This window comes from Kitasatospora cystarginea (genome assembly GCF_039533515.1).
Taxonomy (GTDB): domain Bacteria; phylum Actinomycetota; class Actinomycetes; order Streptomycetales; family Streptomycetaceae; genus Kitasatospora; species Kitasatospora cystarginea.
Genome location: NZ_BAAATR010000012.1, coordinates 163,035 through 189,204, shown reverse-complemented (window position 1 = coordinate 189,204; position 26,170 = coordinate 163,035). Strand labels below are relative to the sequence as shown.

Sequence of the window (26,170 nt, the reverse complement as noted above, 5' to 3'; positions counted from 1 at the left end):
GACGGTGGCGGTCCGTCAGGCGGTCGGCTCGGCGGTGCGGTTGTCGGGCAGGGCGTCGAAGCGGCGCAGCCGGAGGCTGTTGGAGACCACGAAGACCGAGGAGAAGGCCATCGCCGCGCCGGCGATCATCGGGTTGAGCAGTCCGGCGGCGGCCAGCGGCAGCGCGGCCACGTTGTAGGCGAAGGCCCAGAACAGGTTGCTCTTGATGGTGGCCAGGGTGCGCCGGGCGAGGCGGATGGCGTCCGCCGCGATCCGCAGGTCACCGCGGACCAGGGTCAGGTCGGCCGCCTCGATCGCGGCGTCCGTGCCGGTGCCCATGGCCAGCCCGAGGTCGGCCTGGGCGAGCGCGGCCGCGTCGTTGACGCCGTCTCCGACCATGGCCACCTTGCGGCCCTCGCCCTGGAGGCGCTTGACCACGTCCACCTTGTCGGCGGGCATCACCTCGGCGATGACCTCCTCGATGCCGACCTCGTCGGCCACCGCGCGGGCAGCCGAGGCGTTGTCGCCGGTGAGCAGCACCGGGCGCAGTCCCAGCGCGCGCAGTTGGCGGACGGCGGCGGCCGAGGTCGGCTTGACCGCGTCGGCCACCACCACGATCCCGCGTGCCTTGCCGTCCCAGCCGACCGCGACGGCTGTGCGGCCCTTGGCCTCGGCCTCCGTCCTGGCTCGCTCCAGCTCGGGAGCCAGGTGCTGGCTCCACTCCTCCAGCAGGCGGGTGCGGCCGACCAGGACGGCGTGGCTGGTGCCGTCACCGGCCACCACACCCTGCACGCCCAGGCCCTCGATGTTGGCGAAGTCCTCGACCCGCGGCAGGGTGCCGACCCGCTGGACGGCGCCCTTGACGATCGCCTGGGCGATCGGGTGCTCGGAGGCGTCCTCCAGGGCGCCGGCCAGGCGCAGGATCCGCTCGCTGTCCTCACCCTCGGCCGGGACGACCTCGACCAGGGTCATCTGACCGGTGGTCACCGTGCCGGTCTTGTCCAGCACCACGGTGTCCACGCCGGTGGTGGACTCCAGCACCTCGGGGCCCTTGATCAGGATGCCGAGCTGGGCGCCGCGCCCGGTACCGACCATCAGAGCGGTCGGAGTGGCCAGGCCCAGGGCGCAGGGGCAGGCGATGATCAGCACCGCGACGGCCGCCGTGAACGCCGAGCTGATGCCCGCGCCGGTGCCCAGCCAGAAGCCGAGGGTGGCGACGGCCAGGGTGATGACCACGGGTACGAAGATCCCGGAGACCTTGTCGGCCAACCGCTGCACCTCGGCCTTGCCGTTCTGCGCGTCCTCCACCAGCCTTGCCATCTGGGCGAGTTGGGTGTCCGCGCCGACTCTGGTGGCACGGACCGTCAGCCGTCCGCCGGCGTTGACCGTCGCACCCACCACGGCGTCGCCGGGGGAGACCTCGACCGGGACGGACTCGCCGGTCAGCATGCTGGCGTCGATCGCCGAGGTGCCCTCGACGATCACACCGTCGGTGGCCACCTTCTCACCGGGACGGACCACGAAGACGTCACCGACGGCCAGCTGTCCGATCGGGACGCGCTGCTCACGGCCGTCCCGGACCACCGCGACGTCCTTGGAGCCGAGCTCCAGCAGCGCCTTCAGCGCCGATCCGGCCCGTCGCTTGGAACGGACCTCGAAGTAGCGGCCGGCCAGGATGAAAGTGGTGACGCCGGCGGCGGCCTCCAGGTAGATGTTGCCCGAGCCGTCGCTGCGCCCGATGGTGAGCTCGAACGGGTGCGTCATGCCCGGTGTGCCGGCGGTGCCCCAGAACAGTGCGTACAGCGACCAGCCCAGGGCGGCCAGCGTGCCGACCGAGATCAGGGTGTCCATGGTCGCCGCGCCGTGCCGCAGGTTGGTCCAGGCGGCGCGGTGGAAGGGCCAGGCCCCGTACGCGACGACCGGGGCGGCCAGGGTGAGCGAGAGCCACTGCCAGAAGGTGAACTGGATCGCCGGGACCATTGCCATCGCGATCACCGGGACGGTCAGTGCGGCCGAGATCAGCAGCCGCTGCCGCAGCGCCCGTACCCGCTCGTCTGCTGCCGAGGGCGCGCTCTCGTCCGCTTCCTGCGGCTGCTCGGCGGCCGGGGGCGCGGGAAGTGCGGCGGTGTAGCCGGCCTTCTCCACCTCGGCGACCAGGGCCAGCGGCTCGATCGACTCCAGGAAGGTGACCTTGGCCTTCTCGGTGGCGTAGTTGACGGTGGCGGTGACGCCCGCCATCTTGTTCAGCCGCTTCTCGATCCGGGCGGCGCAGGAGGCGCAGGTCATGCCGCCGATCTCAAGCTCGATCTGCGCACTGCCGGCGGGCAGGGTCCTGTCTTGGGTTGCGGAGCTCATCACCCCTCCTCGGGGGTACTGCGGTCGGGCGCGTTCTGGGTACGGGCGGGGGGTGTCGGCCGGGAGCGCGGTCAGTGCTGGTGGCCGTCGTGGCCGCCGTGCTCGTCGCCGGCCTCGGCCGGGCCGGTGCCGGGTTCGGCGTGCGCGGTGAAGGCGGCGGTGTGCACGGTGTCGCCGTGCTTGAAGTCCAGGAAGAGCCGGTAGTCGCCGGCGCTCGGCACGGTGGCGTAGAAGGTGATGCCGGGGCCTGCGGGGGTGCGGCCGTCACCGGGCATGCCGTCCGGGTGCACGTGCAGGTAGGCGAGGTCGCCCGCGCGCAGCGCCACCAGGTGCCCGTAGGCGGCGAGGTAGGGCTGCAGATCGGTGACCGGCTTGCCGTCCTTGCTGACGGTGAGGGTCAGCCTGGAGGTCTTCCCGGCCTCCAGCCTGCCCTCCAGGTTGACGGAGTATCCGTCGGTCTTGACGGAGGCGACGGGGGCCGGGAGCGGCTGCGGGGTGAACTCGCCGGCGGCGAAGAGGTCGGTGCCGAGGGTCAGGCCCTGGCCGCCGGCCGGGGCGAAGTCGGTGAACATCCGGTACTCGCCGGCGCTCGGCAGGGTCAGCGGGATGCTCCAGGTACCGGCCGCGTCCCGGGTCGGGTGCAGGTGCTGGAAGGAAGCCAGGTCGCGGCGGACCACGATGAGGTGGAGGTCCTTCTCGTGGGTGGCGGTGTAGTCGGTGACCGGCTTGCCGTCGGGGCCGCGGACGACGAACGAGAGCGTCTGTGGCTGCCCGGCGGTCAGGGTGTCTGTGGCGGCCTCCAGGGTGTAGCCGTGCTGCGTGACCATCAGTCCTCCAGGGGTCTCCTCGGTCGCGGTGTTCGAGTCGGTGGTGTGGTCTCCGTGCCCGGCACCGGAGGCGGCGGTGCCGTGGTGCATCCGGGCCGGGGCGCCGATCGGGCCGACGGCGTGGCCGATGCCGGCCGCTCCGCCCAGGGCGACCGCCAGGACCAGGGCGAAGCCGGCGAGCTTGGTCGGGGTGTTCAACGGATCTCTCCTTCGGGGCGGACGGTGGAGCGGCGTACCGGTGGCGGAAGCTCAGGAGTGCAGCAGTCGTGCGATGGCGGCGGAGGCCTCCTGGAGCTTGGCGTCCGCCTCCGCGCCGCCCACCCCGGCCGCCGTCACCAGGCAGTGGCTCATGTGCTCGTCGAGCAGCCCCGGGGCGATCGCCTGCAGTGCCTTGGTGCGCGCCGAGACCTGGGTCAGGATGTCGATGCAGTAGGTGTCGGACTCGACCATCCGCTGGAGGCCGCGTACCTGGCCCTCGATGCGGCGCGGCCGCTTGGTGATCTCGCTCTTGGAGTCGATGTACCCGGCCATGCCATGACCTCCCGTCTGTTCGTCTTGGTGGTGTAGACGGTACCCCCCCAGGGTATCCACGGGCAAGTACCCCCCGGGGGTTTGCTCCGACCTCAAGCCCCGCTCGATCAATCACCGTTCCCGGCCATGTCCCTCTCGGTTGGGCGGCGCCATGTTCCTCTCGCCGATATACCGCCGACCGGTACGTAGACCTGGTGCTCGCATCCGGTAACTCGCCCAACCGGAGCCGCGGGAAGGTCCTCTGGCTGATCGCGGCGGCCCAGCTCATGGTCATCATGGACACGTCGATCACTGGTGTCGCGCTGCCCAAGATGCAGGGCGACCTCGGCTTCACCCAGGAGAACCCGTCCTGGGTCTTCAATGCCTACGTGGTCGCCTTCGACGGCTCACTGCTGCTCGGCGGCCGCCTCTCCGACTTCTTCGGAGCCCGCGGGCTGTTCAGCATCGGCTGGGCCGCGCTGGCCGTCGGCTCGCTGGCTGCGGGACTGGCGGGCAACGTCACTGTCGAGCTAGTCAGCCGATTGCGAGCGCCCCACCCACGACCGCGATCGCGGCCGGGCGCTACCAATGGCAACAGCTGCGCTACGCATGGTGGTTGTCCGGACTGTGGGGGTCCCCGGTGGATCATCGACTGGTCCGCAGCGCCCACGGCTGTCATGGTTCACTGGGCAGATGCCTGCGACCTACGCAGATTTCGCGTGAACCAGGCAACCGGCTATCGGACACAAGATGGCAACGATCGAACGATTTGAGCTTTGTATGAGCATTTCGTCCGAGTTGGTCGCTTAGTCTGCGACGCATTGCCTGGCCGTGGTTTTGAAGTCACTTCGTGGCCGGTGCCGATCAGGACAGGAGCCTCATCCGGAGGCCCTGGCGACCAACCCGAAGGGGCGACACATTGAGCGCGCCTGAGCCAACAAAGCGGTCAGACCAGAACTACCGCCGCTCACTCGGAACCATCAGCCTGACCGCGGTCGGCCTCGGCTCGATCATCGGTTCCGGGTGGCTGTTCGGTGCCGCGCGAGCCGCCAAGCTGGCCGGTCCGGCCGCGACGCTGGCCTGGGTGATCGGTGCGGCGGTCGCACTTGTGATCGCTCTCACCTACAGCGAGCTCGGATCGATGTTCCCGAAGGCCGGCGGCATGGTCCGCTACGGCCAGTACTCGCACGGTTCGCTGGCCGGTTACCTGGCCGCCTGGGCGAACTGGATCGCCATCGTCTCGGTCATCCCGGGTGAGGCGACCGCCTCCGTGCAGTACATGAGTTCCTGGAGCTTCGGCTGGGCCAAGGCCCTGTACGACGGGCAGGAGCTCACCGGCAGCGGCGTGGCCCTGGCCAGCGTGCTGCTGATCGTGTACTTCGTCCTGAACTGGTTCGCGATCTCGCTCTTCGCCAAGACCAACACGGCGATCACCGTCTTCAAGGTGGTCGTGCCCGCCCTCACCGCGGGCGCCCTGCTGATGTCGCACTTCGACACCCACAACCTCCAGGACCACGGCGGCTTCGCCCCCAACGGCTGGAGCGCGGTGTTCACGGCGGTCGCCACCTCCGGCATCGTCTGGGCCTACAACGGCTTCCAGTCCCCGCTGAACCTGGCCGGCGAGGCCCGCAACCCGGGCAAGTCGCTGCCCAAGGCCGTGATCACCTCGATCCTGATCGCCCTGGTGATCTACATCGCCCTGCAGCTCGCCTTCCTGCTGGCCGTTCCCTCCGGAGACCTCGCGCACGGTTGGGGCAGCATCAACTACAAGTCCCCGCTCGCCGACCTGGCGCTGGCCTGGGGCCTGAACTGGCTGGCCATGGTGCTGTACGCGGACGCCTTCATCTCGCCGAGCGGTACCGGCATGATCTACGCCGCCACCACCTCGCGCATGATCCACGGTGTCCAGGAGAACGGCCACCTGCCGTCGATCTTCGGCCGGGTCGACCCCAAGACCGGAATCCCGCGCCCGGCGCTGCTGCTCAACCTGTTCATCGCCTTCCTGTTCCTCGCGGTCTTCCGCGGCTGGGGCTCGCTCGCCTCGATCGTCTCGGTGGCCACCGTGATCTCGTACATCACCGGCCCGGTCGCCGTGATGTCGCTGCGCCGCCTGGCGCCGGAGCTGCCGCGTCCGGTCAAGCTGAAGGCCATGCCGATCATCGCGCCGGTGGCCATGGTCTTCGGTTCGCTGGTGCTGTACTGGGCCAAGTGGCCGCTCACCGGCAAGGTCATCGTGCTGATGGCCGCCGGCCTGCCGATCTGGGCCTGGTACGAGCTGCGCAAGCCGTGGGCCGTGCTCAAGCCGCACCTGCTGGCAGGCTGCTGGATGGTCGGCTACCTGCTGGTGATGGCGGGTGTCTCCTGGGCGGGCAGCGCGGACTACGGTGGCCACGGCTACCTGCCCGAGGGCTGGGACCTGCTGATCGTCGCCGCGATCGGTCTGGCCTTCTACTACTGGGGCGTCCGCAGCTCCTGGCAGAACCCGTCGCTCGCCGAGGTGCGCGAGGAGATGGCCGCCGAGTCGGCCGCTGCCCCGGCCACGGCCGACGAGGCCGCGCCGGTCGCCGGCTGACAACCGAGTAGCACCAGGGGCGCGGGGACCCGCGCGCGAGACCAAGGACCTCCGGGGAGGGCCGGTCCGCGCGGGTCCCCGCGCCCCTGCGGTGTTTCTCCAGCCACCGGGCGACCCCCCCCGCCACGACGGTGCTCCGCTCGTGCATACGGCGGCAGCAGGTCTGCGCGCCCCTCGGGCGGCCCTAGCTGGTCGCCTGTCGGCGGCGGTAGGCACGTTGACGGCAGGCCCGGGAGCAGTAGTCGCGCGGGCGGCCCCGGGTGGTCCCTTCGAGTGGGGTGCCGCAGACCGTGCAGTGACCGGCGGGCGGGCGGTCCGGTGCCGGAGCACCGTTTTCGTCACTCTTTTCGCTACGGCGGCCCTGGACCAGCAGCTCGACGCCGTCGAGGGTCCGGGCGAGCCCGAAGTCGAACGGGTCCTCGGGCCGGTCGAAGCCGCCGGCCTGCCAGAGCCTGCCGAGGGTGGGGTATGCCGCCAGGTGCTCGATCAGGCCGTCCTGGCCGCGCCACCACTGCTCGTGCGAGACGCCGGAGTTTTGCTCCTCGCGGAGGAACTCGTGCAACTGCCGGGCGGAGGTCTGCACGAAGCCCGCGACCAGCGCGACCACCGAGATCACCTCGGAGGCGCGCAGCCCCGTCCGCTCGGCGATCCGCAGGCCGTGCTCGTAGTCGGCCATGATGTTCGGCCCCGGCAGCCGTCGGCTGCCCGAGGTGTGGACGAGCCAGGGGTGTCGCAGGTGGATCGCCCAGTGCGCCCGGGCCCAGGCCTCCAGAGCGGCCCGCCAGTCGCCGTCGTCCTCGCCATCGCCGGCCTCGCCCTGCCGGACAGCCGACTCGGCGATCACCGCGTCCCGCATGAGCTCGACCAGCTCCGCCTTGCCGGGGACATGTCGATACAGCGACATCGTGGTGTAGCCCAGCCGCTCGGCGACGCTGCGCATGGACAGTGCCGCGAGCCCTTCGGCGTCGGCGATCTCCACGGCGGCCCGCACGATCCGGTCCAGGCTGAGCCCCGCCCGGTCCCGGCTCTCGCCGGCACTCCAGAGCAACTCGACGGTGCGGTCCGGATCCGCCGCGGCGTTCTCGGCGGCCGGAGTCTTTGGTGCTGGATTCTCCGGGGCCGGATTCTGGCCAGTCATGCTCATCCCTCCTCGTCCTTGACAGCCACCTTAGCCGGATGTTTATGGTGTACACGCTGTGTATGCCATAAACACCTCTGGGGAAGGCTGTCCCATGGTTGAGAACCAGCTCTACGTCGCGCCCTGGGGTCGGGATTCCTGGCCCGGTACCTTCGATCGGCCGTTCGCCACGCTGCCCGCCGCGCAGCGGGCCGTGCGGGCCCGCACCGGAGCCATGGGGTCGGATCTCGTGGTCTCCCTACGGGCCGGGACCCATGTGCTGACCGAGCCGTTCGTGCTGAGTGCCGAGGAGGGCGACTCGGGGGAGAACGGCTACCGGGTCGTCTACCAGGCCCACGGCCATGGGACGGACGAGCGGGAGGAGGCCGTCATCAGCGGCGGCCGGCGGATCACCGGCTGGCGGCCCGGCGAGGCGGGCGTCTGGCGGGCCGAAGTCGGTGAGCTGGAGACCAGGCAGCTCCAGGTCGACGGCCGCCCGGCTCCGCGAGCCTCGGTCAGCCCTGGTATTCCCGGGGCCGTGACGATAACCGAGACAGGTTTCGTCACGGACAGCGAGATTCCGCAGAGCTGGCGGGATCCGGGAAGCATCGAGTTCGCCTTCACCGGTGTCTATCCGTGGTCCGAGGCCCGCTGCCGGGTGGCGGAGATCAGCGGTGACGCGGACTCCAGCACGATCACCATGGCTCAGCCCGGGTTCGGGTGGGCCAGGGAGCTCTACCGGGCGCAGTGGACCGGTGAGCTCCCGCCCGGGGCGGGCTCCTCGGGGGTGTGGGCGACCATCGGCGCGCCGAGTTCCGCCGAGAACAGCGTGAGCTTCCTCACCGAGCCGGGCAGCTTCGCCCTCGACCGGTCGGTGCCCGGCCGCCACGTCCTCCACTACCTGCCGCTGCCCGGGGAGGACCCGGCGCGGGCGGAGATCGTGGCGCCGGTGCTGGAGCGGCTGGTCGTCGGCCGGGGCACCGAGGAGAGGCCGCTGCACGACGTGACCCTGCGCGGACTCACCTTCACGGACGCGGGCTGGACCGGGCCTAGCGGACCCGGCGGGTTCCTGCACTTCCACGGCAACGGCTACTACGACGGCGGCCCGTTGCGGCAGGTCGAGCTCGCCGAGGGCAACGCCCGGCTGGCGGTACCGGAGCGCCCGGCGATGCTGCCGGCCAACGTCGAGTTCACGGGCGGGGTGCGGATCACCCTGGCGGACAACAGGTTCACCCGGCTCGGTGCCGGAGCGGTCGGCTTCTCGGGACCGGGGCAGGACAACGCGATCCTCGGCAACGTCATCGAGGACGTCTCGGGCAGCGGCGTGGCCGTGGCCGCCGGCACCGGCACCCGGGTGGAGCGGAACCTGATCCGCCGGATCGGCCGCGAGTACCACGGCTCGCCCGCCGTGTGGGTGGCGGACGCCCGCGACACGACCGTGGCGCACAACGAGATCCACGACGTGCCCTACTGCGGCATCATCCTCGTCGGCGGTGACCGGGCGGCCCGGGTGCAGATCGTCGGGAACCTGATCCACCGCACCATGACGGTGCTCGCCGACGGTGGCGGCATCTACCTCAACGGGCGCCAGGGCTCCTCGTACGCCGGCGGCACCCTGGTGCGCGGCAATGTGATCCGCGACACCGTCACTTCGTACAACTTCGGCCTGTACACCGACTTCGGCGCCGCCTGGGTGACCGTGCTGGGCAATGTCGTCTACCGGGGGGACACGCCGATCGTGCTCAGGGTGACGCCGCCGCTGGAGAACGTGGCCTTCCTCGGCAACTTCTGGGATGACCGGCCGGAGGGCTACGGCGACCCGCCGGCCGGCGTGGTCGTCGCCGGGAACACCGTGCTGCCGAAGGACGGCTTCGAACAGGCACTGACCGCCGACCCCGCCGGGGCGGACATCCTGGCGACGGCCGGCCGGGGCGCCGCCGCAGACGGCTGATCAGAGGGAACAGCACTGAGCCCCCGGGAGGACTCCCGGGGGCTCAGACGGGGCGCGAGTCTCAGTGGTGCTTCGACGCCGGGGACGGTGCGGGCGTCAGCGACGGCGAGGCGCTGCCGCTCGGGCCGGGTGACGCGCTCGGGCTGGGTGACCCGCTCGGGCTCGGGCAGGTGGAGCCCGAAGGCGACGGCGACGCGGACGGCGAGGCGGATCCGCTTGCCGACGGACTCGGCGAGGTCGACGGGCTCGGGCTGGCCGAAGGCGACGGCGAGGCGCTGCCGCTCGGGCTCGGCGACGCGCTCGGGCTGGGTGACCCGCTCGGGCTCGGGCAGGTGGAGCCCGAAGGCGACGGCGACGCGGACGGCGAGGCGGATCCGCTTGCCGACGGACTCGGCGAGGTCGACGGGCTCGGGCTGGCCGAAGGCGACGGCGAGGTGCTACCGCTCGGGCTTGCCGAAGGTGAGCCGCTGCCGCTCGGGCTTGCCGACGGGCTCGGCGTGCCGGACGGGCTGTTGCTCGGACTCGGGCTGGCCGACGGGCTCGAGGTCGGGCGCGCCGGGTACCAGCCGCCGGTGGTGGGCGGCACCGGGATCGGCTTCGGCATGCTCCACGGATCGCCGGGCCGGTCGGGGGTGACGGTGGCGCCGTTCTCGAAGTGGAGCATCCAGTTCTTGACGGTGTTGAGGTAGTCCGTCGAGTAGTTGTAGCTGAGGATGGCCCGGTCGAGCTGCCCGGAGTCCGACAGGTCGCGGCCGTCCGCGCACAGGTAGCGGCCGGCCGTCAGTGCGGCGTCGAAGACGTTGTTGGGGTCGGCCTTGCCGTCGCCGTTGCCGTCCGTGCCCCAGACCGACCAGGTGGAGGGGATGAACTGCATCGGCCCGATGGCCCGGTCCCAGCCGGAGCGGCCGTCGCTGGACGGAATCGCGGCGAAGCCGTTGTTGCCGTCCAGGGCCGGGCCGAGGATCGGCGTCAGAGTGGTGCCGTTGGCGTCCACCTGGCCGCCGTCGGCCTGCCCGGACTCCACCTGGCCGATGCCTGCGAGCAGTTGCCACTTGAGGTGGCAACCGGGCGAGCTGATGGCCAGGGCGTCCTCCGCCTTGCGGTAGGCGGTGTAGACCGTGTCGGGCAGCGAAGCGCCGTTCGGGAGGATGGCGGTGCTCTTCGAGCCCGCTCCCGGAGCGGTGCTCCCGGGCGGGGTGGCCGGCTTGACCGGCGGCTGCTGCAGGACCCGCGGACCGCCGCCGTCGGCCGACTGGCCGGCCGCGGCGTCCGTGCCGGAGGCCGACGCCGAGGACAGATGGAGCGTCTGAGATCCCGTCAGCGCGGCGGCCGCGGTGAGGGCGGCCAGCGCCCAGGTTGCCCTTTTCTGTGCTCTTGTTCGGTTTATGACCTGTTTGAAAACAGTCATCCGATTCCCCCCTTGATGTTCGAAAAAAACCGGTATGCGGGCGGGACGATGTGTCAACGCCGCGCCAGCTTAGCTCGGTTGTCCGAACGTTCGATGAGCACCGATCGAAGCCCGGGCAGCGATTGCCGGATGCCGCGTCAGGGGCGGATCGCGCCCATGTACGGCATGACGTTCATGGGGACGATCTGGACGTTCTTCCCGAGCCGCGGGGCGTGCAGCACCTTGCCGTCGCCCACGTAGATCCCGACGTGGTGCAGGTCCTGGAAGTAGAAGACCAGGTCGCCGGGTTGCAGGTCGGACTGCGAGACATGGTGGCCGGCGTTCCACTGGTCCCAGGTGGTCCGGGGCAGGGACACTCCCGCCGTACGCCAGGCGGACTGGGTGAGCCCGGAGCAGTCGAAGGAGCTCGGGCCCACACCGCCCGGCTGGTACGGCTTGCCGATCTGTGCGTACGCGAAGTCGAGCGCGCTCTTGGCCCGGCCGCTCGCCGGACCGGTGTACGAGCCGCCGACGGAACCCGACGGGCCGCCACCGACGGACGAACCGCCACCGGTGGAACCGGACGGATCACCGGGGGAGGTGCGGCCCGAACCGCGGGAGGCGGCCTGGTCGTTCCCGTCGGCGAGGACCTTGGCCCGGTCGGCGGCCTCGAGGCCGCCGAGTATGGACTGGGCCTCGGCCAGCTTCGCCTTCGCCTCCTGCTTCCGCTCGGCCAGATCCTGCCGGGCACGGTCGAGTTCGGCCAGCTTGGCGGCGGTCTCGTTGCGGGTCTGGTCCATCGAGAGCTGCAGCTGCCGGGCCAGGCGCAGCGCGGCCACCTGCTGGTCGTTCGCCTGGTCCTGGAGCCCGGCACGCTGCAGGTACTCGTCGGGGGAGGCGCTGAGTATCAGCTGGACCGAGGGGTCCACCCCGCCCGAGCGGTACTGGTCGGCGGCCACCGCACCGAGGGTGGACTGCAGTTCGTTGATCCTCGCCTGCTGTGCGGCGAGCCGGTCCTGAAGCTTGGACGTCTCGGCCTGGAGCTGTTGCTGCTGCTCGCCCGCCTTGTTGAACTTCTCGGTCGCGACCTCGGCTTCCTCGTAGAGCTTGTCCACCTGGGCCTTGACCTGCTCGATGTTCCCGCTCGGCGCGGCATGGGCGGCCGAGGCCACGGGAAGGACGGTGGCGGCTCCCGCCGTCGCCGCCAGCATGGTCATCCGGGCGCGGCCGGCGGGCTTAGGGCGGCGATGGTTCCCCAACAGAGCGTCACTCCTCTTTCGCGGTCAAGACATCGGCGGGCAGCGGTGGGTGTCACGGACCGCGCATAGAAAATTAGTATTTACCGAGTCTTGGTGCAACTATTGCTTGATCGGGATCGTGCTCTACCGGTGCTGCTCGTGGTCGCGGGCGTCGGCCGGCGCGCCGCCCATCATCCGCAGCATGGCGAGGCCCCCGGTGCGGACGAAGCGGACCGTCAACAGGGCGGCGAGCAAAAGGAAGACGAGGTTCAGCCAGGTCGTGTAGTTCCACCGGACCCCGCCCATGGGAACGCTGGCCGCCGTGTGGTCCGGGATGATGCCCAGTGCGCCGAACAGGAGCTCCACGGTGTAACCCGCCAGCACCATCGCGGCGTAGAAGGTGCCGAGCAGGAAGAGCGCCATCCGCACGCCGTAGTACTTCCGGTAGATGTTCAGGATCGGCAGGATCAGCAGGTCGGCGAAGATGAAGGAGACCACCCCGCCGAAGCTGATGCCGCCCTTCCAGAGCACCACCGCCAGCGGCACGTTGCCGATCGAGCAGACGAACGAGGCCATCGCGACCAGCGGGCCGACCAGCGGTCCCCAGAACCTCGCCGCGAGCGGGTGGCTGTCCAGGAAGAGTGCCTGCCAGAAGGAGTCAGGCACCCAGGCGGCGATGGCGCCGGCGACCAGGAGCCCGCCGGCCAGGTCCTTCCAGATCGCGGCCCACTCCATCGCGAAGACGTGGGCGGTGGCGGTCACGCCCTCCCGGGAGAGCAGCCGGCGCCAGAACGGGCCCTGGCCGGACACCGACATGTCCATCGCGGCGTGGCCCTCCATCGATCCGGCGAGGCCCCGGTCGGCCTGCGCCCTGGCACGGTCGAGCAGCCTGGTGTGCAGGAAGAGCCGGAACAGCAGCGCCAGCAGCACGATCATGGCCGGCCCGCCGATGAACTCAGCCAGCGTGAACTGCCATCCCATCAGCAGGACGAGCAGTACGCCGAGTTCGACGACCAGATTGGTCGAGGCGATCTCGAAGGCCATCGCGGCCGTGAAGTCGGCCCCCTTGCGGAAGAGCGAACGGGCCAGCGCCACGGCCGCGTACGAGCAGGAGGACGAGGCCGTGCCGAGCAGCGCGGAGACGGCCAGCGTACGCGGCCGGTCGTCGCCCATCAGCCCGGAGACGGTGGACTTGCGCACCACGGCCTGAACCACGGCGGACAGCAGGAAGCCGAGGATCAACGCCCAGGTGATCTCCCAGGTCATCGACCCGGTGATCGACAGGGCGTGCAGTACTGCGGTCACGGCGGACATGGCAGAACTCCTCCGGGCGAGGCGGCGCCTGATAGGGGGATGCCCGCGGTGGGGCACCGGTCAACCGGGCCGGTGCCCCACCGCGTCACGCTGCTGCTCCTGCTGCCGTTGCCGCTCAGCCCGCCGAGAGGAGCTTCTCCATCTCGGCGATCTCGGCCGTCTGTGCGGTGCTGATCGATCCGGCCAGCGTCCTGGCGGGAGGGTAGGCGCCCTTGGCGAGCTCGTCCGCGGCCATCGTCACGGCGCCCTGGTGGTGGGTCACCATCATGGTGAGGAACGCCTTGTCGAAGTCCGCGCCGGACGCCGACCTCAGTTTCGCCATCTCGTCGTCGGCCATCATGCCGGGCATCGGGTGGCCGGAACCGGCGGAGTGGTCCATACCCGGCATCGCGGCCGACACGCCGGCGTCCGGCACCGGGTTGCCCCAGCCGGTCAGCCAGCCGCTCATCATGGTGATCTCCGGGTCCTGGGCGCCCTTGATCTTCGCGGCCAACTCCTTGACCTGTGCGGACGAGGCACGCTCCGCGGCCAGTTCGGCCATCGCGACCGCCTGGCGGTGGTGCGGGATCATCCCCTGCGCGAAGGAGACGTCGGTGGCGTTGTGGTCACCGGCCGACGCCGAGGCCGAAGCCGCCGGAGGGGCAGCCGGCGCGGTCGCGGAGACGGGCGCGGACGGTGCGGTGGACGAACCGGCCTGGTGCGAGCCGGACCTGCCACCGGAACAGGCGGCGAGGGCGAGCGTCGCGAGACCGGCCGCACCGGTCACGGCGATCCGGCGGGCGAACGCGCGGGAGGGGAACATGCGGGTGGAAACGTGGGTGGAAACGGACATGCCGAAAGGCTCCTGCGTACTGGAGGAATGAGGACGTGGGCGTGGCCGCACCCGGGGTGCGGCGAGGGCTCGGCCTATATGCGCAGGAGTTGGAGGGCGGCGAGGGAGGGCGGACCGCGCCCGGTGGTGAGGCCGACGGACGCGTCGGCCGGGGACTGGGACGGGCCGTGGGCGGAGGTGCCGAGGCACGGTCGGAGCGGCGGCAGCACCGGCGTTGAACCGAGGCCGGACGCCTGGCAGACACTCCCGGCGTGCGCCTGATGACGGCCGTCGCAGTCGCACCGGCCGTCACCGTTGCCGGTGAGCTGCGCCGTGGTTCGTTGCGCCACGACGGGCTGAGTCGTGGCCCGATGTGTCATGGCCCGATCTGTCATGGCCCGCCGTGCCGCGGTGACGAACTGGGCCGCTGACCGCCGTTCGTGCGCCTGCGGATGCGCCACGGCGTCAACGGGATCGGCCAGCGCGTGCATTGCGAGCAGCCCGAACAGCAACGCCAGTACGGTCAACGCCCGCACTCCGGCCGACCGGCGGCGACCGGCCACCGGGTGCCGGGGCGTGAGCGTGTCCATCGCGCACACTCTAGGGCAGCCCGGTGCCCGTTCGTGTGCCCGACTCCCCGCCGAGGCTCCCGGGCCGGAGGCGTCAAGGTGTCGTCAAGGTGGGCGGGATCCGCGTAGTCCACACGTCAATGCCGGATGCGGACCGGCCAGAGTGGGGCTGCACTGGAGGGGCGGGCAGCAGGTCCGTTGGAACCGGTACCTCCGGAAGGAAGCGAAGCGCCATGATCGAGGGCAATCGACTCGCCGTCGTCGTCAACGGATCGCCGAGGGGGAGTGTGCTCGGCCGTCCGACGGCGGTACCCGCGCCGGCGCGGCTCGAACTGCGGCCGGTCGGGATCGCGGTGGCGGCACCGGAGGCCGAGGAGGAGGAGCGGGTCCCGGCCGCGGGCGCGCGCTGCCGCCTGGCCATGGCGTACCTCGACTGACCGGTGGGGCGGCGAGTGGTGCGGCTCCGGACAGCTCCGCCGGGGCCGCGCACTCGACGGTGTCGCCCGCCGGGCCTGGCAGCTGACCGCTACGGCGCGGCGGTGTCGAGGTCCGCGGCGTCGAGAGCGGCCGTCGCGCGGCGCAGCATCGCCTGGAGGGCGGCGATCTCGGTGAGCGGCAGACCGGTGGCGGCCGCGATCCGGCGTGGCACGTGCAGTGCCTGCGCGCGCAGCCCGACTCCGGCGTCCGTGAGGTGGACGGTGACCGACCGCTCGTCCTCGCTGCTGCGCTCGCGGCGGACCAGTCCGGCCGTCTCGAGCCGCTTGAGCAGCGGGGAGAGCGTGCCGGAGTCCAGTCGCAGGTACTCGCCGATCTGCTTGACCGGCAGTTCGCCGTGCTCCCAGAGCACCAGCATGACCAGGTACTGCGGATAGGTGAGCCCGAGGTCCTTGAGGACCACCCGGTAGACGCCGCCGAAGGCGCGCGAGGCGGCATGCAGTGAGAAGCAGACCTGGCTGTCCAGGCGGAGCAACTGGTCGTCGGAAGGCTGCGGCGGGTCCGCGGGCAGGTCGATGGCGGTCATGTTCCCAGGGTATCCGTACCGCGCCCGTTTTAGTTGTGCGCAATTTAATTGTGTGCTCTACTTGTCCTGTCGGGCGATCCGGAAGTCGGGTCGCCGATCGGATGAGCCCGGACGGGTTCGGACAAGGGAGAGGAGCGAGTCCCATGGACGCGCTGTACACCGCTGTTGCCACCGCCAACGGCCGCGAGGGCCGGGCCGTGAGCTCCGACGGGCGGCTCGACCTGGCGCTGGCCATGCCGACCGCGCTCGGTGGCAGCGGCGAGGGCAGCAACCCGGAGCAGCTGTTCGCGGCGGGCTACGCCGCCTGCTTCGCCAGCGCCCTCGGCCTGGTCGGCCGGCAGGCGAAGGTGGACACCGGCGACGTCTCGGTGACCGCCGAGGTCGGCATCGGCAAGGACGAGACCGGCTTCGCCCTCGCCGTCACCCTGCGGGTCGAGCTGCCGGAGGCCCTGCAGGGCGAGACCGGCGAGCTGCTGGTGAAGAAGGCGCACGAGGTCTGCCCGTACTCCAAGGCCACCCGCGGCAACATCCCGGTCGAGCTGGTCGTCGAGTAATCGGGCAGTCGGCCGGTCGGTGCGGCCGGTCGGCGCAGCACCGGTGAGCCGATGCGGCCGGCCGGTGCCGGCGAGCCCCGAAGCCGGTGTCGGCCGGCACCGTGACCGGCACGGTCGCCGCTCGGCCCGGAGCAGGGTTCGGGTACCCGGAACCGCGGTGGCGCCCCCTTGCGCAGCTGCCCTCAACCGCCTTGACTGGCACCGCCGGTCAAGGCGGTCGGCCGTTCCGGGCGACCGGGGCGGACCTGGCGGGCCGGTCCGGGGTGCGGGCCGGCGGTGGAGGAGAGGGCAGAGCCGTGCAGGAGTACTCGGATCAGTACATCGGCGGTGAGTGGCGGCCCGCCCTCACCTCGGAGACCGTCGCCGTGCTGAACCCGGCGACCGAGGAGGTCATCGCGACCGTTCCGGCCGGTGGGGCCGAGGACGTCGACGCCGCCGTGCGCGCCGCCCGGGCCGCGGCCCGGGCCTGGGGTGCGACCGGCCGCGCGGAGCGCCTGGCGCCGCTCACCCGGCTTCGCGACGGCCTGGCCGCCCGGCAGCAGGAGATCGCCGAGACGATCGTCGCCGAGCTGGGGGCGCCGATCGGGTTCGCGGCCTCGGTGCAGGCCGCGTTGCCGCTCGCAGTCGCCGGCTCGTACCTGGAGGTCCTGGCCGGGTACGAGTTCGAGGAGCAGGTCGGCAACTCCACGGTGTACGCCGAGCCCGCCGGGGTCGTCGCCGCGATCACGCCGTGGAACTACCCGCTGCACCAGATCGTCGCCAAGGTCTTCCCGGCGCTCGCCGCCGGCTGCCCGGTGGTGCTCAAGCCCGCCGAGGACACGCCTCTGGTGGCCCGGCTGTTCGCCGAGCTGGTCCACGAAGCAGGCTTTCCTGCCGGGGTGTTCAACCTGGTGACCGGCCGTGGACCGGAGGCCGGTGCCGCCCTGGCCGAGCATCCCGGCGTGGACCTGGTCTCCTTCACCGGGTCCACCGCCGTCGGCCGGTGGATCGCCGAGGTGGCCGGGCGGGGTGTGAAGCGGGTCGCGCTGGAGCTCGGCGGCAAGTCCGCCAACGTGGTGCTGCCCGGCGCCGACCTGGAGCGCGCCGTGAACGTCAACCTGGCCAACGTCTTCGCCAACTCCGGCCAGACGTGCAGTGCCTGGACCAGGCTGCTGGTGCACGAGGACCAGTACGAGGAGGCCGTGGCGATCGCCGCCAAGGCCGCCGAGGCCTACCTCCCCGGGGATCCCGCCGACCCCGCCACCCGGCTCGGACCGGTCGTCAGCGCCAAGCAGCGGGAGCGCGTCCGGAGTTACATCACCGGCGCACTCGCGGAGGGCGCGCGCCTGGTGGCCGGTGGCGCCGAGGCGCCCGAGGGGCTCGCCAAGGGCTACTACGTGCGCCCGACCGTGCTCGCGGACGTCACCCCGAAGATGACGGTGGCTCAGGAGGAGGTCTTCGGCCCGGTGCTCGCGATCCTCGCCTACCGTGACGAGGAGCACGCCCTGGAGATCGCCAACGGCACCGACTACGGCCTGGCCGGCTCGGTCTGGGCGGCCGACGACCAGAGCGCCGCCGCCTTCGCCCGCCGGATGGACACCGGCCAGGTCCACATCAACGGCGGCCGTTTCAACCCGCTCGCGCCCTTCGGCGGGTACAAGAGCTCCGGAGTCGGGCGGGAGCTCGGACGGCACGGGCTGGCGGAGTTCCTGCAGACCAAGTCGCTGCAGTACTGAGGCTCCTGCGATACTCACGCGGTTCCGGCCGGCCGACCGGCCGTCCAATCGCCGTAAGGAAGGAACTCCATGGTCCGCGCCGTCCTGCTCAGTGCCGTCGGAGCCCCGCTGGAGCTCACCGAGATCGACCTGCCCGAGCCCGGCCCCGGGCGCGTCCGGGTCAAGCTGGCCGCCGCCGGCGTCTGCCACTCCGACCTGTCGCTCTCCAACGGGACCCTGCGTACCGAGACGCCGACCGTCCTCGGACACGAGGGCGCGGGGACCGTGACCGCAGTCGGCGAAGGCGTGACCGCCGTCCGTCCCGGCGACCAGGTCGTGCTCAACTGGGCGCCCGCCTGCGGCGGCTGCCACCTGTGCGGGATCGGCGAACCGTGGCTGTGCGAGCGCTCCGGCGAAGGCGCCACGTCCGTCTACGGCTCGCTCGCGGACGGCACCGGTGTCTACCCGGGGCTCGGGGTGGCGGCGTTCGCGGAGGAGACCGTGGTCGCCGAACGCGCCGTGGTCCCGTTGCCCGAGGGAATCCCGCTGACCTCGGCGGCCCTGCTCGGCTGCGCCGTGCTGACCGGCTACGGCGCGGTGCACAACGCCGCCCGGGTCAGGGAAGGCGAGTCGGTGGTGGTCTACGGACTGGGCGGCGTGGGCCTCGCCACCCTCCAGGCGGCCAGGATCGCGGGGGCCGGTCCGATCGTCGCCGTCGACGTCAGCCCGGAGAAGGAGGAGCTCGCCCGACGCCACGGGGCGACCGAGTTCCTGCTCGCCGACGACCGGACCACCGCGAAGGCGGTGCGGAAGCTCACCGGTGGCCATGGCACCGATCACGCCTTCGAGTGCGTCGGGCGGGCGGACACCATCCGCGCCGCCTGGTCGGCGACCCGCCGGGGAGGGCGGACCACGGTGGTCGGCATCGGGGGCAAGGAGGAGCTGGTCTCCTTCTCCGCCCTGGAGATCTTCTACTTCGCGCGCACCCTGACGGCGTCCGTGTACGGCAATAGCGACCCGGCGAAGGACATCCCGGTGCTGGCGGAGCACGTCCGGTCCGGGCGGCTGGACCTGGAGGCGCTGATCACCGACCGGATCTCGCCGGAGGAGATCCCGGAGGCCTTCGAGCGGATGGCGCAGGGGCGCGGCGGACGCTCACTGGTCGTCTTCTGACGGGCGGCCGCTGACGGGCTGCCGCGCGGACTGGACCAGGTGCCCGGCGAGGCCGCGGGAGTCGGAGTGCGCGTGTGCGGTGGTGTGTCCGCCGCCTGGGTGCGGTCGCTCTGCCCGGGGTGGGCGGATGATGGTGCCCGCAGACCGCCCCGGACCGGGACCCCGCGTGAAGCAGGCGGGCTGACGCATCATCCGATCCTCTGATCACTTCCAGCCTGCATTGCCGGCCAACGGGGGATGTTTCGCTCGAACGAGTGATCGTTGATCTGTTCGATGGCCGTACCCGGGTGCGCTGTCCTAGCGTCTGGGCCGGACCTGAACACTGCCGTGGGAAGTGGGGGCGATCATGACCGGCGAGCTGCACGAAGGTGGTCGGCGGGGCGGAGCGAGTGGTGGCGGGCTGACGAGACGCGGGATGCTCGCCGCCTCCGCCGCACTCGGCGGGGCCGGCTGGTTGCTGCGCGGCACGGTGGGGGTGGAGAGCGCCCAGGCGGTCGGCAGTGCACCGCCCGGCCTCCCGGCCGGGATCACGCCCTACCAGCGGGTCTTCGAGAACTGGGCCGGGGAGATCCGCACCGACCAGCTCTGGACGTGCGCCCCGAGCACGCCGGAGCAGATCGCCCAACTCGCCGACTGGGCCCGGTCGGCGGGCTGGCGGCTGCGGGCCCAGGGCCACCGGCACGGCTGGGCACCGCTCACCGTCGCCGACGGCACACCGGCCTCCGCCCAGGTGCTGCTCGTCGACACCAGCCAGTACCTCACCGGAATGTCCCTGGTGGACTCCTCGACGGTCCGCGTGCAGACGGGCGCCGGGATGGAGGAGCTGCTGGGCTTCCTCGGGCAGCGCGGTCTCGGGGTCGCCGCCTGCCCCGCGCCCGGCGATCTGACCGTCGGCGGGGTGCTCGCCATCGGCGGCCACGGCACCGCCGTCCCGGCCACCGGGGAGACTCCCCGACCTGGCCACGGCTACGGCACGCTGAGCAACCAGGTCACCTCGCTCACCGCCGTCGTCCGCGACCCCGCCACCGACCACTACGTGCTGCGCACCTTCGACCGCTCGGAGGCCGACAGCGCGGCCTTCCTGGTCAACCTCGGCCGGGCCTTCCTCACCGAGGTGCAGCTACGCGTCGGCGCCGACCAGCAGCTGCGCTGCCTCAGCCGGCTGGACATCCCCGCGACCGAACTCTTCGCCGCGCCCGGCAGCGCCGCCGCATCCGGCGGCCGGACCTGGGCCGACTTCGTCAACCGGGACGGTAGGGCCGAGGCGATCTGGTTCGTCTACACCGCCAACCCGTGGCTCAAGACCTGGCACGTCACTCCGAGCCGGCCGTTCGCCGCCCGCGCGGTCAGCGAGCCCTACAACTACCCCTTCTCGGACAACGTCCCGAAGCCCGTCGCCGAACTGGCCGGCCAACTGGTCGGCGGTTCCTGGAGCCTGGCACCGCTGTTCGGACAGCTCCAGTACCTGGTCGCGACGATCGGCCTCACCGGCGACCTGACCGACGTGCTGCTCTCCGGCGGCCTGCTGCGCGACCTGCTCACCGGCGACATCCTCACCCACCTGCTGGCCGACGGCCTGCGCTCGGACCTCTGGGGAGCCTCCCGCCATTTGCTCCAGTACGTCCGGCCCACCACCCTACGGGTCACCGCCAACGGCTATGCGGTGCTCGTCCGCCGGGCCGATCTGCAGTGGGCGGTCAGCGAGTTCACCCGGTACTACCAGCAGCTGGTCGCGGAGTACCAGGCCCGTGGCGAGTACCCGGTCAACGGCGCGGTCGAGGTCCGGACGACCGGCCTGGACGACCCGGCGAGTTCCGGGGTGCCGGGCGCCCGTCCGCCGCTGCTCTCGCCGCTGCGGCCCCGGCAGGACCGGCCGGAGTGGGACACCGCGCTCTGGCTGGACATCCTCAGCTTCCCGAACACGCCCGGACTGCACCGGTTCTGCCGGGACTTGGAGGGCTTCCTGCAGCGCACCTTCGACGGCAGCCGGGCCGGGCTGCGGGTGGAGTGGTCCAAGGGCTGGGCCTACACCGCCGATGCCGCCTGGGCCGACCCGGACATGCTGGGCCGGGTCATCCCCGACAGCCTGCGGGCGGGTGGCGGCCCAGGCTGGGACGAGGCCGTCGCCACCCTCGACCGCCACGACCCGTACCGGGTGTTCGGCAACCCGTTCCTCGACGGGCTGCTCAGGTGACCCCCCCGGTGTCCAGCCGTCCCCGAGCGGTACCAGCAGCAGGCCGGCAGCGGTCAGCGCGGCCCCGCCGGCGGCCGGGGCGCGCGAGCCGAAGCGGTCGGCCAGCCGTCCGCCCAGCGGCCCGGCCAGGCCCATGGCGGCCGGGAAGCAGAGCAGGGTCAGTCCCGTCGTGGTGGCGCCGGCCGCGTCGTCCCGTTGGAGATGCAGCGCGACCAGGTAGTGCATCGCCGCGAAGCCCGCCGCCAGTGCCAGTACCGCGGCGTGGATCCCGTACGTACCCGCGTCGCGCAGCACGCCGGCGACCCGCCGGCCGGCGGGTCCGCGCAGCCAGCGGACGGTGAGCGGTACGGCGAGCAGCGCCGGCAGCAGCCGGAGCGGCGAGCCGGGGGAGAGGCTGAGCGCTAGCAGCACCGCGGCCACGGCACCGCCGGCCAGCCCGGCGTCGGCGAGGGTACGCCGGTCGGGCGGGCGCAGCGTGCCGCCCGCCGGAGCGCTGCGACGGGCGATCAGCAGTGCGGCCAGACAGACCGGGAGCTTGACCAGGAAGATCGCCCGTCAGCCGAAGTGGTCCAGCAGCAGCCCGCCCAGTGCCGGCCCGGTGACCGCGCCGAGCGGACCGAGGGTGGCGGGCACGCTCATCGCGCGGCCGCGCAGCTCGGGGCGGACCGACCAGGCGGCCAGCACCGGCATCAGGACGAACAGCACCGCGTCGAAGGCCCCCTGCACCATCCGGGCCGCGATCAGCCAGAGCGCCGAGGGCGCGGCCGCCGAGGCCGCGCTGCCCAGCGCGAAGCCGCAGGTCGCACAGAGCAGCGCGGGCCGCAGCCCGGTCCGGTCCAGCCACTGGCCGGCTGGCAGCAGCAGGGCGACCACGGGCAGCTGGTACCCGAGCACGGCCCACTGGGCGGTCTCGACGGAGACCCGGAAGCCGTGGGAGAGCGAGGAGACGGCGAGGTTGACGATGTTCATGTCGGGCATCGCCACGAAGGACAGCAGACCGGCGACGACCACCAGGCTCCACCGGTGCGCCGCCGGCGCCGCGACAGCTGAGCCCGGCGCCGGGCCGCCGCCGGGGCCTCGACGGTGACGGACGCCGTCGGGTGACGGCGTCCGTCACAGCAGTCGGGCGGTGACCGCCGCGATTTCCCGAACAGATTCCTGATTTTCGGGGTGACGCGGACAGCCGCCTTCGCCGTGGTCGGAGCCGGATCCGGAGCCGGGCTCGAGGCCGAGGCCGACGGAACCGGACCGGCCGTCAGCCCGCCAGCGCCGCAGGGTGCTCCCGCCCGGCCCACAGCGTCCGCCCGCCGCCACGCCGGGTCCCCGCTCTGCCGAGCCCGGCCGTCCCTGCCGCCGGTCCGCCCGTGGCCCGGTCGCTCTCGGCCGAACGCAGCAGCGCCACCAGCTCGTCCCGCGCCCGGGCGACCCGGGACCGTACGGTGCCCACCGGGCAGCCGGACACCGCCGCCGCCTCCGCGTAGCTGAGCCCGACGACCTGGGTGAGGACGAAGGCCTCGCGCCGCTGTGCGGGCACCCGGTCCAGCAGGTCGCTCAGCACCACCTCGTTCTCGAACCGCGGTACCTCGTCGGGCCGTTGCTGCTGCTCGGCGGCGGCCTGCCAGTCCGGTACCGCCGCGCACTGGGGCCGGGCCGCCGCGCTGCGGTAGCGGTCCACCACCACCCGGCGGGCGATGGACAGCAGCCAGGTCCGGGCGGAGGAGCGCCCGGCGAAACCGGGCAGGCTGCGCAGCGCCCGCAGGAAGGTCTCCTGGGCGAGGTCGTCCGCCGACTGGACGTCGGTGAGATGCGCGACGAACCGCCAGACGTCCCGCTGGGTCGCCCGGACGAAGGCCTCGATGTCGGCGGGCCGGCCGCTGCGCGCGCGCAGCGCCACGGTGGTCAGCTGCTCGTCATCCACGGCGCACCCCCGGCTTCCCGGGCAGAGCGGCCGCGCTGGCCGGTGCGGCCACCGTCCTGGGCGCTACCGCACACAAGGTCGAGTAGGAGAGCATGGCGGCATGATCTGCGCCGAGTACCGAACCGCGGTGTCCGCCCGCCTCGACGGCGAGCGTACGGACGTCGTGGCCGACGGCGCTGGCCTCGACGAGCACGAGGAGCGGTGCGCCGACTGCCGGGACTGGCTGGCGGTGGCCCGTCGGCTCCGGGCGCTGACCGCCGGGGCGCAGGGCCCGTCGCCGGAGTGGTCCGCGGGACTGGTGGACCGGCTGCTGGGCCGGCTGGCCGCCGACGAGGGCGACCAGGCCAGGACGGCGTGAGGAGGTAGCCGCCGTCCCGGCGGCCCGGGCGTCGAGGGTTTCGGCGCACCGTCCGCCGTATGCGGGGTGTCCTGAGGTCATGGCATGTCCTGAGCGCAGGGAGTGGCCGTGGTACCGCTCGGCGGTACCACGAGGTGGGCGCCCGTCACCACGGCACGCCGAGGACCCGCCTCAGCCGCCCGGAGGGGCGGAGCCCGAGGGGTGCCCGGAGCAGCTGCCCGGGCCCGGTCGTGGTCCGTCGTGGTGGTGCGGGCCGGCCCTCGCGTCCGCCCCGGGGCGGGGCGGGGCACGCGGGGGCGACCTGCCCGCCACTGCCGAGCGGACGTCGGTTCGGACGTCCCCGGGCTCAGGCGAGGCGGGCGCTGGGCACGACAGGGACGGCCGGCGGCCCGCGCCGGACGACGGCATGGGTGAGCAGTACCGACCTGAGCCGCCCGGCCCGACGGAGCGTCAGAACTCCGGGAGCGGACGGCTCCGGACTGCGCGGTACGAACAGCAGGAGCAGCGGCACCAGGACGGTCGCCAGCGTCCACACCAGCTCGAAGAGGCCGGCCACCGCCGCTTCGCCGCGCCAGAGCAGCAGCGCGCAGGCGAGGCCCGCGAGCAGGTGGGCGAGGAACATGCCGGTCGAGAGCCCGTGCGCCATCGGAATGCCGGACAGCGGCGTGTCGGACAGCGGCATGTCAGGCGTCGGCGTGCCGGTCATCGACATCCCGGGCATCGACATCCCCGGCATGGACTGCGGCAGGCCGGCGGTCGACATGGTGTCAGGATCCAGGCCCGCCGACCGCGCCAGCTCCAGGGGCTGGACGCCCGCCGGGACGCCGTCCGAGGTGCAGAGCAGCAGCCGGGTCCAGTCGACCGCTGTGTGCGCCCGCCCGGCCGAGGTGCCGGTGCTCATCGGTGAGCCGCGCTCGAAGAGCAGGTGCAGGCAGGTCTGAGCGGCCATCATCCACAGACTGATCACCGCCGGCCCGCGGCGCTGCCCGGCCAGCAGCCAGGTGACCGCGGCCGTTCCGGCGAAGGCGGCGAGCAGGGCCCAGCCGGAGATCCCGGCCGCGGACATGCTCAAGTGCGCGGTGGCGGACATCGCCACGCACAGGGTGGCGAAGACCACGGCGCGGATGGTGCGGAGCTGCCAGGTCGTCACGATGCCGACCATCGTCGCATCCGCCGCCGCCGGCCGTGGGACCGCCCTCGGGTTGTCGGCCGTCCTCGGCCGGTACCCGACCGTGGGCGGTGGTGCGGACAGTCCGCCGGGCCGCCCGACGAAAACCCCTGTTCCGGGCAGCCCGGTGACACCGCGCTTCCGAGCGGACTCGGACGCGTTCAGTACTCGGACGTACTCAGTACTTCAACAGATTCGGTACCTGGACCTGCTCGATGTCAGGACGGTGTCAGAGCCCGAGGGGCTCGTGCCGCACCGCCGCCGGGTGCTGATGGGCCGGCAGCTGGTGCGAGGCCACGGGGATCGGTGGCGCGAAGTGGCGTTCGGGCCGGTGCAGTGCCGGGTCGCCGGTGACGCCGGTGCGCGGCCTGACGGGCTCGTCGCTCGGGAGCGGGATGAGCCGGCGGGCGGCGAGGTGGCCGACCCAGTGGCGGTGGCACTCGGGGCAGGCGGGCGCGCCGTCGGCCGAGTAGGGAGAGGCGACCGGAATGCCGTCGTGGGAGAAGTACTCCCAGTCGGCGCCGTCGTCGTCCCGGTAGTGCTGCACGTCGTAGTCGGCGCTCCAGGCGTGCCAGCAGTGCCCGCAGGTGAATTCGACTCGTTCCACGGCCAGTTCGGTGATCATGGCGCCTGCCTTTCCCTGGGTGGTTCGGCGGTGGCGGCTCGGGGTCGTGGCTCGCTGGGCCGCTACGCGAGCTGGGCGGTGTGCATCGGGGGTGCCGTCAGCGGTGGCTCGGTGGCGGCCGCGGGTGCCGCGGCGGGGCCCGGTGACGGGGCGGGAGCGGGTCCGCCAGCGGGCAGCGGCAGGAGGGAACCGGGCAGCGGCACCAGGTCGGCTACGGTCGCCCGGAAGAGGGCTTCGCGGACCGTCGGGAACACCGGCAGCAGCCGGTCGAGGCCGGTCAGCCGCAGCAGGCGCAGCACCCGGCCCTCGGGCACCACCAGGCAGAACCGGCCGCCGTGGCGCCGCGCGGTGTGGTAAGCGTCGATGAGCGCGGACGCGCCACAGGCGTCACAGAACTCGAGTTCGGAAAGGTCGGCGATCACCCGGGCCCGCGGGCCGCGACGGGCGAGGGCTCCGCTGACCTGCAGACGCAGCTGCTCAGCGGTGGCGATGTCGAGTTCACCCGCCACGCGTACGACCGACCAGCCGTCCTCCCGGTGCGATGACAGCTGCAGATACATGACCTGCCCTCCCGGCTCGAGGGTCCACCGACTCGCCGGCGAGCACGTGGATGCTGCTGGGTGCGGGGCCGTTCTCCGCTGTGTGCGGTCTCCCCCAAAAAAACCGTATATATCGGCCATATAACCCAAATGGGGCAAGGTTGACAAGTGGCTGGGCGCACCGGGCTCGACTGCCCTCCGTAACCGTCCTGCTCCTGCCGTCGCCGTTCCCGCTTCCGCCGCCGTTCTTCGCTGCCGGGATCGTCGGCAGTGCTCCGCTGTTCACGGCGGAGGTG

The 26,170-nt window shown here is 72.2% G+C and carries 24 protein-coding genes; 9 read left to right on the top strand and 15 right to left on the bottom strand.

Annotation, left to right across the window (positions count from 1 at the left end):
• Positions 1–15: 15 nt before the first annotated feature.
• From ABD369_RS16245 to ABD369_RS16235, 3 genes are all read right to left on the bottom strand, one after another.
• The gene (locus ABD369_RS16245; RefSeq protein WP_344637107.1) at positions 16–2,334 is read right to left on the bottom strand and encodes a heavy metal translocating P-type ATPase; all 2,319 of its coding nucleotides are present in this window, start codon (positions 2,332–2,334) and stop codon (positions 16–18) included.
• A gap of 71 nt (positions 2,335–2,405) precedes the next feature.
• Positions 2,406–3,359: a hypothetical protein gene (locus tag ABD369_RS16240; protein ID WP_344637106.1), complete on the bottom strand. Its 954-nt coding sequence runs from the start codon at positions 3,357–3,359 to the stop codon at positions 2,406–2,408.
• Positions 3,360–3,410: 51 nt separating this feature from the next.
• Entirely contained in the window at positions 3,411–3,692 is a 282-nt protein-coding gene (locus ABD369_RS16235) for a metal-sensitive transcriptional regulator (protein ID WP_425557632.1), read from the bottom strand.
• Between the two features lie 194 nt (positions 3,693–3,886).
• Here ABD369_RS16235 and ABD369_RS41145 point away from each other — a divergent pair, with 194 nt between their 5' ends.
• Together ABD369_RS41145 and ABD369_RS16225 are read left to right on the top strand one after the other, a co-directional pair.
• A complete protein-coding gene (locus ABD369_RS41145) occupies positions 3,887–4,444 on the top strand; it encodes an MFS transporter (RefSeq protein ID WP_425557631.1) in 558 nt (185 codons plus the stop codon).
• Between the two features lie 146 nt (positions 4,445–4,590).
• A complete protein-coding gene (locus tag ABD369_RS16225; RefSeq protein ID WP_344637104.1) occupies positions 4,591–6,243 on the top strand; it encodes an APC family permease in 1,653 nt (550 codons plus the stop codon).
• A gap of 184 nt (positions 6,244–6,427) precedes the next feature.
• On the opposite strand, the gene ABD369_RS16220 is transcribed toward ABD369_RS16225, so the two are convergent.
• Positions 6,428–7,381: a TetR/AcrR family transcriptional regulator gene (locus ABD369_RS16220; protein WP_344637103.1), complete on the bottom strand. Its 954-nt coding sequence runs from the start codon at positions 7,379–7,381 to the stop codon at positions 6,428–6,430.
• A gap of 94 nt (positions 7,382–7,475) precedes the next feature.
• Here ABD369_RS16220 and ABD369_RS16215 point away from each other — a divergent pair, with 94 nt between their 5' ends.
• Entirely contained in the window at positions 7,476–9,311 is a 1,836-nt protein-coding gene (locus tag ABD369_RS16215) for a right-handed parallel beta-helix repeat-containing protein (protein ID WP_344637102.1), read from the top strand.
• 61 nt (positions 9,312–9,372) lie between these two features.
• Here ABD369_RS16215 and ABD369_RS16210 read toward each other — a convergent pair whose 3' ends face one another.
• The 5 genes from ABD369_RS16210 to ABD369_RS16190 all read right to left on the bottom strand — a co-directional run bounded on the left by ABD369_RS16210 (position 9,373) and on the right by ABD369_RS16190 (position 14,651).
• Entirely contained in the window at positions 9,373–10,719 is a 1,347-nt protein-coding gene (locus tag ABD369_RS16210; protein WP_344637101.1) for a lytic transglycosylase domain-containing protein, read from the bottom strand.
• Positions 10,720–10,856: 137 nt separating this feature from the next.
• Positions 10,857–11,957 (bottom strand): C40 family peptidase, encoded by a 1,101-nt coding sequence (locus ABD369_RS16205; RefSeq protein WP_344637100.1) that lies wholly within the window; start codon positions 11,955–11,957, stop codon positions 10,857–10,859.
• 123 nt (positions 11,958–12,080) lie between these two features.
• Positions 12,081–13,241 (bottom strand): permease, encoded by a 1,161-nt coding sequence (locus ABD369_RS16200; protein WP_344637124.1) that lies wholly within the window; start codon positions 13,239–13,241, stop codon positions 12,081–12,083.
• Positions 13,242–13,365: 124 nt separating this feature from the next.
• Positions 13,366–14,082 (bottom strand): DUF305 domain-containing protein, encoded by a 717-nt coding sequence (locus ABD369_RS16195; RefSeq protein WP_344637099.1) that lies wholly within the window; start codon positions 14,080–14,082, stop codon positions 13,366–13,368.
• A 74-nt stretch (positions 14,083–14,156) separates the two neighbouring features.
• Positions 14,157–14,651, bottom strand: coding sequence for a DUF6153 family protein (locus tag ABD369_RS16190; RefSeq protein WP_344637098.1), 495 nt, complete (start codon positions 14,649–14,651; stop codon positions 14,157–14,159).
• 212 nt (positions 14,652–14,863) lie between these two features.
• Between ABD369_RS16190 and ABD369_RS16185 the strand changes: the two genes are divergently transcribed.
• Entirely contained in the window at positions 14,864–15,067 is a 204-nt protein-coding gene (locus ABD369_RS16185; RefSeq protein WP_344637097.1) for a hypothetical protein, read from the top strand.
• Between the two features lie 89 nt (positions 15,068–15,156).
• Here the strand turns inward: ABD369_RS16185 and ABD369_RS16180 are convergent, their stop codons facing one another.
• Positions 15,157–15,651, bottom strand: a complete 495-nt coding sequence (locus tag ABD369_RS16180; RefSeq protein ID WP_344637096.1) for a MarR family winged helix-turn-helix transcriptional regulator — start codon at positions 15,649–15,651, stop codon at positions 15,157–15,159.
• A 143-nt stretch (positions 15,652–15,794) separates the two neighbouring features.
• Here ABD369_RS16180 and ABD369_RS16175 point away from each other — a divergent pair, with 143 nt between their 5' ends.
• The 4 genes from ABD369_RS16175 to ABD369_RS16160 all read left to right on the top strand — a co-directional run bounded on the left by ABD369_RS16175 (position 15,795) and on the right by ABD369_RS16160 (position 21,266).
• The gene (locus ABD369_RS16175) at positions 15,795–16,205 is read left to right on the top strand and encodes an organic hydroperoxide resistance protein (RefSeq protein WP_344637095.1); all 411 of its coding nucleotides are present in this window, start codon (positions 15,795–15,797) and stop codon (positions 16,203–16,205) included.
• Between the two features lie 296 nt (positions 16,206–16,501).
• A complete protein-coding gene (locus ABD369_RS16170; RefSeq protein WP_344637094.1) occupies positions 16,502–17,920 on the top strand; it encodes an aldehyde dehydrogenase family protein in 1,419 nt (472 codons plus the stop codon).
• Between the two features lie 69 nt (positions 17,921–17,989).
• A complete protein-coding gene (locus ABD369_RS16165) occupies positions 17,990–19,072 on the top strand; it encodes a Zn-dependent alcohol dehydrogenase (protein WP_344637093.1) in 1,083 nt (360 codons plus the stop codon).
• 415 nt (positions 19,073–19,487) lie between these two features.
• The gene (locus ABD369_RS16160; protein WP_344637092.1) at positions 19,488–21,266 is read left to right on the top strand and encodes a cholesterol oxidase substrate-binding domain-containing protein; all 1,779 of its coding nucleotides are present in this window, start codon (positions 19,488–19,490) and stop codon (positions 21,264–21,266) included.
• 555 nt (positions 21,267–21,821) lie between these two features.
• Here ABD369_RS16160 and ABD369_RS16155 read toward each other — a convergent pair.
• Together ABD369_RS16155 and ABD369_RS16150 are read right to left on the bottom strand one after the other, a co-directional pair.
• On the bottom strand, positions 21,822–22,277 hold the full coding sequence (locus tag ABD369_RS16155; protein ID WP_344637091.1) for an MFS transporter: 456 nt from the start codon (positions 22,275–22,277) through the stop codon (positions 21,822–21,824).
• A gap of 244 nt (positions 22,278–22,521) precedes the next feature.
• The gene (locus ABD369_RS16150) at positions 22,522–23,184 is read right to left on the bottom strand and encodes a sigma-70 family RNA polymerase sigma factor (RefSeq protein ID WP_344637090.1); all 663 of its coding nucleotides are present in this window, start codon (positions 23,182–23,184) and stop codon (positions 22,522–22,524) included.
• A 100-nt stretch (positions 23,185–23,284) separates the two neighbouring features.
• On the opposite strand from ABD369_RS16150, the gene ABD369_RS16145 reads away from it, so the two are divergent.
• Positions 23,285–23,542 (top strand): zf-HC2 domain-containing protein, encoded by a 258-nt coding sequence (locus ABD369_RS16145; RefSeq protein ID WP_344637089.1) that lies wholly within the window; start codon positions 23,285–23,287, stop codon positions 23,540–23,542.
• Between the two features lie 346 nt (positions 23,543–23,888).
• Here ABD369_RS16145 and ABD369_RS16140 read toward each other — a convergent pair whose 3' ends face one another.
• The 3 genes from ABD369_RS16140 to ABD369_RS16130 all read right to left on the bottom strand — a co-directional run bounded on the left by ABD369_RS16140 (position 23,889) and on the right by ABD369_RS16130 (position 25,895).
• Complete coding sequence (locus ABD369_RS16140; protein ID WP_344637088.1) at positions 23,889–24,692, bottom strand: hypothetical protein; 804 nt, start codon at positions 24,690–24,692, stop codon at positions 23,889–23,891.
• A 247-nt stretch (positions 24,693–24,939) separates the two neighbouring features.
• Positions 24,940–25,335 carry a hypothetical protein gene (locus ABD369_RS16135; RefSeq protein WP_344637087.1) on the bottom strand — a complete coding sequence of 132 codons (396 nt, stop codon included), beginning with the start codon at positions 25,333–25,335 and terminating at the stop codon, positions 24,940–24,942.
• Positions 25,336–25,397: 62 nt separating this feature from the next.
• Positions 25,398–25,895 (bottom strand): anti-sigma factor antagonist, encoded by a 498-nt coding sequence (locus tag ABD369_RS16130; protein WP_344637086.1) that lies wholly within the window; start codon positions 25,893–25,895, stop codon positions 25,398–25,400.
• Between the last annotated feature and the right edge of the window lie 275 nt (positions 25,896–26,170).